This is a genomic window from Demequina sp. (genome assembly GCF_024642165.1).
In the GTDB taxonomy this organism is placed as follows: Bacteria; Actinomycetota; Actinomycetes; order Actinomycetales; family Demequinaceae; genus Demequina.
On the sequence record NZ_JAHEBP010000120.1, the window covers coordinates 1 to 6,012 of the forward strand.

The 6,012-nt window shown below is 73.3% G+C and carries 6 protein-coding genes and 1 pseudogene; 6 read left to right on the top strand and 1 reads right to left on the bottom strand.

Annotated elements, in window-relative coordinates:
* Both Q0L54_RS09785 and Q0L54_RS09790 read left to right on the top strand, forming a co-directional pair.
* Positions 1-1,114: pseudogene (locus Q0L54_RS09785) on the top strand (hypothetical protein); the annotation flags it as partial.
* Positions 1,111-2,433: a DUF5719 family protein gene (locus tag Q0L54_RS09790; RefSeq protein WP_296667671.1), complete on the top strand. Its 1,323-nt coding sequence runs from the start codon at positions 1,111-1,113 to the stop codon at positions 2,431-2,433. The pseudogene Q0L54_RS09785 and the gene Q0L54_RS09790, both read left to right, overlap by 4 nt.
* Positions 2,434-2,446: 13 nt before the next feature.
* Here the strand turns inward: Q0L54_RS09790 and Q0L54_RS09795 are convergent, their stop codons facing one another.
* Positions 2,447-2,851, bottom strand: a complete 405-nt coding sequence (locus tag Q0L54_RS09795; protein WP_296667673.1) for a metallopeptidase family protein — start codon at positions 2,849-2,851, stop codon at positions 2,447-2,449.
* A gap of 108 nt (positions 2,852-2,959) precedes the next feature.
* Between Q0L54_RS09795 and Q0L54_RS09800 the strand changes: the two genes are divergently transcribed.
* From Q0L54_RS09800 to Q0L54_RS09815, 4 genes are all read left to right on the top strand, one after another.
* Positions 2,960-3,319: a DUF3499 domain-containing protein gene (locus Q0L54_RS09800; RefSeq protein WP_296667675.1), complete on the top strand. Its 360-nt coding sequence runs from the start codon at positions 2,960-2,962 to the stop codon at positions 3,317-3,319.
* A gap of 34 nt (positions 3,320-3,353) precedes the next feature.
* The gene (locus tag Q0L54_RS09805; protein ID WP_296667677.1) at positions 3,354-4,781 is read left to right on the top strand and encodes a phosphomannomutase/phosphoglucomutase; all 1,428 of its coding nucleotides are present in this window, start codon (positions 3,354-3,356) and stop codon (positions 4,779-4,781) included.
* Entirely contained in the window at positions 4,782-5,735 is a 954-nt protein-coding gene (locus Q0L54_RS09810) for a cation diffusion facilitator family transporter (protein ID WP_296667679.1), read from the top strand. It begins immediately after the preceding gene.
* The coding region (locus Q0L54_RS09815; RefSeq protein WP_366937956.1) for an adenosylhomocysteinase at positions 5,736-6,012 on the top strand (277 nt) is incomplete at its 3' end.

Below are 6,012 nucleotides of genomic sequence, written 5' to 3' on the forward strand. Positions count from 1 at the left end.
CGCAGCGCTGTCGGGACGCACGCCGGGGGCGGTCGCGGGCGGCCTCGTCGCCGCCGCGCTCGGCGTTGTCGCGGCCGCCGCCGCGCAGGCGACCGTGGTGGTGCACTCCGACGGCGCCGGGCAGGCCCCGGTCAATGGCTTCGCCGGTCCGGGATCGTCGTTGGTCGCGGCCGGGCTCATCGCGGCCGGTGCGGCCGCATCGTTCCAGCTGTGGCATGCCGGGACGGGGCGACGGCGGGCGGCGCTGCGTCTAGGCGCGTCGTTGGGTGTCACCGCGATGGCCGGCGTGGTGGTCGCGTCCGTGGTCATCGAGGCGTGGCCCACGCGCGCCGAGCGTGGAGACGTGCGGCCGGTCGCGGCCACCGTGCTGCCGCTGGTCGCCACGCTCGAGCAGACCCTGGAGACGCGTCAGCGCGTGCTGGTGCTGTCCGACACGGAGGACGGGGTGGACTTCGCGGTGCTGGAGGGCGACGGCTCGACGATGCTCGACGGTCGCGCCCAGGTCGACGCGACGGGCGCACCGGTGGCGCGCCCGGGCACCGAGCCGGCCACCTCCGGCGGACTCGCCGGCGCGGTCGCGATCCTCGCCGGCGCCGGCGCTGGAGCCGAAGAGCCGTTGGCGCAATGGGGCATCGGCGTGGTGGTCGCCGCACCCGGCTCGTCGATGATCGGGAGCGCGTTGAGTCAGCTCGCTGGATTGCAACTGATCGGGGCGAGCGACTTCGGCACCAGTTACCGCGTCACCCGCGCCGTCGAGGACGTGCCCGTGTCACGGGCGTGGATCGAGACGCCCGAGCAGGGGCTCGTGCCGCTGGCGTCGGACTCGCGGTCAGGCGCCACGGGGCCGGGCCAGGGCGCCGCCGGCACGCTGATCATCGCGGCGCCGGCGGACGAGGGATGGCGCGCGATCGCAGATGGCGATGTCCTGCCTGCCGTCGACGACTCGCTAGGCCGGGCCGCCTTCGCTGTTCCCGACGGTGCGCGCAACGTCTCGTACGTCTACGAGGACGGCCCGTATCGCGTGTGGTGGTGGGCCGCGACCGCCGCGGTGGCGTGGGCGATGATCGGCATGGTGCCGCTGCACGATCGCAGATTCCTGGCGGTGCGTCGATGAGGGCAAGGGTGCTGGTGCTCGCGGCCGCCATCGCCGCGGTGGCGGCCGTGGTCGCGAGCGGACGGATCGAGGCGACCGCCCCGGCGGCCCCGGCGGTCTACGTGGCCGAGGTGATCCCTGCCGCCCAGCCGCTCGCCTGCCCCGGCCCGGTCATCATCCCGGTGGGCGCGATCGAATCGGGGGACCCGACGCTCGACTCCGGCTCCGACGAGCGCGCGTACCAGCCGCTCGGCGCCGACCCCGCCGCAGCGGGCGAGGGATACCTGGTGCGCGCGGAGGTGGGCGCGTCGATCGAGCGCGTCGGCTCCGGCGATATCGCAGGCCTCGCCGCGACCGCATGTGCCGCACCCGTGCACGACCAATGGCTCGTGGGCGGCTCGACGTCGCTGGGGTCCAGCTCCCGCCTGGTGCTCACCAACCCCACGGACACCTCGTCCGAGGTCACGGTCACCTACTACGGGCCCCTCGGGCCCATCGAGGAGCGCTCGGTGGTGTCGGTCGCGGCCGGAGGCCAGGAGGACCTGCTCGTCGAGGGCGTCGTGGCCGAGGTTCCCGCGCTCGTGCTCCACGTGGTCGCCACGGGTGCCGGGGTTTCCGCCCACCTCCAGGACTCCCGCCTCGCGGGCTTCCAGGCCGCCGGTACCGACTGGGTCGCGGCGGGCGCGGAGCCGGGAGCCCGGCTGGTGGTGCCCGGGATCGGCACCGCCGGCGACGCGACCGCCACCTTGCGGATCATGGCGCCCGAGGGCGCGACGGCCGATCTCAGCCTCGTGGGTGATGACGGGGTGGTCGCGTGGGGCGGGGTGTCCTCGCTCGCTCTCGAGCCCGGGGTGGTGACCGAGGTCGCGGTGCCCGCGATCGCCTCGGGCGCCGTCGACATCAGCGCGGACGGCCCGGTGGTCGCCGCCGCCATGACCCGCGTGCCGCGGGCCGTTGTCGACGGTCCCCAGGATGCGCTCGCGTACGACCTCGCGTGGACGGCGGCTCAGGACGTCTCCGACGGCATGGCGCGTACGGTGCTCGCGACGGACCACGTCTCCGCGGTCGCCGTGCAGGCCGATGCCGCCGGCCTGTTCGAGCTCACCGACGCGGACGGCGCCGTGGTGGCCTCCCGCCAACTGGCGGCCGGGGCGACGGCGACGATTCCGCTCGAGGTGCGGGCGGGTACGGAACTCACCGCGGCGGGACTGTTCGCGTGGACCCTGCAGGCGGCCGACGCTCCGGGCTTCGTCGCCACGATCGCGCCGCGCCGCACCGCCCTCGAGCCTCTCCAGGTCCTGGTAGGTCAGACCCCGTACGTGGGCGTCGACGCCCCATAGCGGCTGCCGGCTGTCACGGCCCGCTGCCGTACTCGGGGTCCACCTCGTCGGGCTCGCGGCCCACCACGTGGGCGACGTGCTCCGTGACCACGTCGCGCACCAGACCGGGCAGCTGCGCATCGTCCGCTCGCTGCTCGATGGGACGCCGGTACAGCACCACGCGCGTCGGCTGACCCAGGTCCGACGGGAACAGGCGTCCGAGCGGGATGCCGTCCTCCCACGGCGTGGGATCCGACGGCGGCACCTCCTCGGTGCCGAACTCGATCCGACCCCATTCGCCGGCCCAGCGGGGCTCGAGGCGCTCGACGGAGGCCGCGACAAGCTCGTCGAAGCGCTCGGCCCGGGTGCGGTGGCCGGGGGCGCCGAACGGCAGCAGCGGCCGTCGGAGTCCGCGGCTGTGGCGATCGCGGCGGGACATACCGCGAGGCTATCGCGAACGTGCCGGGAGTCGGCCGCGACGCCCGGCGCCACCCGCGTCGGCGTGGCAGCGGCGCGCGACACCCGTCGCCCGGTAGCGTCACGTCTCGTGATGGCAACCCGCCAGTGCTCCCGATCGTCGTGCGCCCGCCCGGCCGCGGCGACTCTGACGTACGTCTATGGCGACTCCACCGTGGTGGTGGGCTCGCTATCCGCCACGGCGGAGCCGCACAGCTACGACCTCTGCGCGCATCACGCGGATCGCTTCACGGCGCCGCGCGGGTGGGACGTGGTCCACATCCAGACGGACTTCATCGAGCCGGAGCCGTCCACCGACGATCTCGAGGCGCTCGCCCGCGCCGTGCGGGAGGCGGGCCGTCCGCGGCCCGCGCCCACCTTCACGCCGCCCGCGCCGCTCGCCTCCGAGCCTCGACGTGGCCACCTGAGGGTCATCTCCACGGACGTCTGATCCCGCGGACTCGGGCCGCCGGTACCCTAGGTGCGTGACGACCGCACCCGACCTGTCCCAGCTCATCAAGTCCTACGACGTCCGCGGCATCGTGGGCGAGGACCTCACGGCCGAGGTGGCCGTCGCCATCGGTTCCGCGTTCGCGGACGCGATCGTGCTCCCCGAGGGCGGCACCGCCGTGGCCATCGGCCACGACATGCGCGACAGCGGCCCGTGGCTGGCCGACGCGGTGGCCCAGGGCCTCACCCTGCGCGGCGTCGACGTGGTGCGCATCGGCCTGTGCTCGACGGACGGTCTCTATCACGCGTCCGGCGCGCTCGACCTGCCGGGCGTGATGATCACCGCCAGCCACAACCCCGCGGCCTACAACGGCATGAAGCTGTGCCGCAGCCGGGCCCGCGCCGTGGGCGACAACTCCGGCCTGGCAGACGTCCGCGAACTCGCGGCGCGCCACCTCGTGGACGCGCCCGCCGCCGCCGAGCGCCGCGGCACGGAGAGCACACGCGACATGGTGGGCGAGTACGGCTCCTTCCTGCGCTCCCTGGTGCCGCTGGAGCACATCCGCCCGCTCAAGGTGGTGGTGGACGCCGCCAACGCAATGGCCGGCTACACCGTCCCCGCCGTGCTGGGCACGGCCGCGGGCCTGCCGGAACTGCCTCTCGAGATCATCCCCATGTACTTCGAGCTGGACGGCACGTTCCCGAACCATGAGGCGAACCCGCTCGACGGCGCCACGCTCGTGGACCTGCAGGCAGCGGTGCGCGAGCACGGCGCCGACATCGGTCTCGCGTTCGACGGCGACGCGGACCGCTGCTTCGTGGTCGACGAGCGCGGCGAGGTGGTGACGCCGTCGACCATCACCTGCCTGGTGGGCCTGCGGGAGACCGCGCGCGAGCTCGCGACGGGGGAGCAGCCCACCGTGATCCACAACCTCATCTCCTCGCGCGCGGTGCGCGAGCAGCTGGCCGCCGCCGGTGCGAACCCGGTCCGGTCCCGCGTCGGCCACTCGTTCATCAAGGCGGAGATGGCCCGCCTCAACGCCGTCTTCGGCGGCGAGCACAGCGGCCACTTCTACTTCCGCGACTTCTTCTACGCCGATTCCGGGATGATCGCCGCGATGCACGTGCTCGCGGCGCTGGGCACGCAGGACCGCACCCTGTCCGAGATGCTCGAGAGCTACCACCCGTACACCGCCTCCGGCGAGATCAACTCGCGCGTCGACTCCGTGCCCGACGCGCTGCACCGGGTGCGCGCGGCGTTCGTGACGGAGGAGGTGACCGCGGACGAGTTCGACGGCCTCACCGTGGAGCACTGGCCCGCCCCCGGGGAGGGCGAGCGGTGGTGGTTCAACGTGCGGGCCTCGAACACCGAGCCGCTGCTGAGGCTCAACGCGGAGGCGGACGGCGCGGAGCTCATGGAGCGCGTGCGCGACGAGGTCCTCGCCGTCATCCGGCAGGCGTAGATGTCGACCGAGGGAGGGACCAAGGCGGTCGTCGCCGCACTCAGCGCGAACCTCGGCATCGGCGTCACCAAGTTCGCGGCGTGGGCGCTCACCGGGGCGTCGTCGATGCTCGCGGAGGCGATTCACTCCGTGGCCGACTCCGGCAACCAGGTGCTGCTGCTCGTGGGCGGGCGGCGCGCCAAGAAGGAGGCGACCGCGGAGCACCCGTTCGGGTACTCCCGTTACCGGTACTACTACGCCTTCCTCGTCGCGATCGTGCTGTTCTCCCTGGGCGGCCTGTTCGCCCTGTACGAGGCGTGGCACAAGTTCCAGCACCCCGAGCCCATCGAGTCATGGAAGTGGGTCCCGGTGGTGGTGCTGCTGGTCGCCATCGTCCTCGAGGGGCTGTCCTTCCGCACCGCGATCCGCGAGTCGAACAAGATCCGCGGCAACGTGGGCTGGGGCCGATTCATCCGCCGCTCCCGCTCCCCGGAGCTTCCGGTGATCCTGCTCGAGGACTTCGGCGCGCTCCTGGGCCTCGTCTTCGCCCTCATCGGCGTGTCCATGACGATCGTCACCGACAACGGCATCTGGGATGCCTCGGGCACCTTGATGATCGGCCTCCTGCTGGTGTGCATCGCCATCGTCCTGGGTCGCGAGACCCGCGGCATGCTGCTGGGAGAATCCGCGGTCGAGGAGGACATCGAGGGCATCCGAGCGGCGCTTGCGGCCGGCGGATTCCCCGACGTCATCCACCTGCGCACCATGCACCTCGGGCCCGACGACGTGCTGGTCACGGTCAAGGTGGGTGCGCGCCCGGAGGACACGCTGGCGGAACTCGCGGACCGCATCGACGGCGCCGAGCGGCTCGTCCGCGAGGCGGTGCCGGCGGCCCGGCTCATCTTCATCGAGCCCGACGTGCGGCATCCCGCCGCGCCCCCGATCGAGCCCATCCCCACCCCCGAGGAGTCCTGAGTGATCGACCACGTCGTCGCCGACCTGGCGCTGGCCGAGTCCGGCCGCAATCAGATCCGCCTGGCGGAGCAGGAGATGCCGGGCCTCACGGCCCTGCGGGCCCAGATGGGCGACGCGCAGCCCCTCGCCGGCGCACGCATCGCCGGATCCCTGCACATGACCACGCAGACCGCGGTCCTGATCGAGACGCTCACGGCACTGGGCGCCCAGGTGCGCTGGGCGTCCTGCAACATCTTCTCCACGCAGGACGATGCGGCGGCGGCGATCGTGGTGGGCG